This window comes from Sphingomonas sp. BAUL-RG-20F-R05-02, from assembly GCF_022662305.1.
Taxonomy (GTDB): Bacteria; Pseudomonadota; Alphaproteobacteria; order Sphingomonadales; family Sphingomonadaceae; genus Sphingomonas.
The window spans coordinates 1-513 of sequence record NZ_JAKNQH010000078.1; the positions used below are offsets into that span (position 1 = coordinate 1).

The 513-nt window shown below is 63.5% G+C and carries 1 protein-coding gene; it reads left to right on the top strand.

Going from position 1 to position 513, the window contains the following annotated elements; genetic code table 11:
• Positions 1–57 precede the first annotated feature (57 nt).
• Positions 58–459, top strand: a complete 402-nt coding sequence (locus L8F97_RS22510; protein ID WP_242154967.1) for a transposase — start codon at positions 58–60, stop codon at positions 457–459.
• Positions 460–513: the final 54 nt, after the last annotated feature.

A 513-nucleotide genomic window follows, 5' to 3' on the forward strand; every position in this document is an offset into this window, starting at 1 on the left:
TGAGGTGGCCCCTTAAATGACCTGACAGGATCTCGCTCTTAGGTAAGAGTGAGGCATATGACTGACGGTACGACCAGGCGTTACAATGATGGCGAGGTCCTGTCGGGTGTTCAGCGCCGGAGGCGATGGACACCCGAGGAGAAGGTCCGGATCGTCGAAGAGACGTATCTGCCGGGGATGAGCGTGTCGCTTGTCGCCCGCCAACACGGCATCAGCGGAAGTCAGGTCTTCACCTGGCGCAGGCTGATGAGTCAGGGCGCGTTGACGGCCGCAGCCGCTGGCGAAGAAGTGGTGCCGGCATCCGAGTATCGTGCGCTCGAGGCGCAGATCCGCGAGTTGCATCGGCTGCTCGGCAAGAAGGCCATGGAGAACGAGCTGCTCCGTGAGGCCGTCTCCCGGGCCGCAGGCCCAAAAAAACTGCTGTTGCGCTCGACCTCGTTGCCGGGGGATGGTCTGTGAGCGCGGTTGCAGCGGCGCTCGACGTCGCTCGCCCGCATCTCTCCGCGATGCGCA

Excerpts from the sequence above, each read along its gene's own strand:
- L8F97_RS22510 (WP_242154967.1), top strand. The coding sequence starts at position 58 with ATGACTGACGGTACGACCAGGCGTTACAATGATGGCGAGGTCCTGTCG.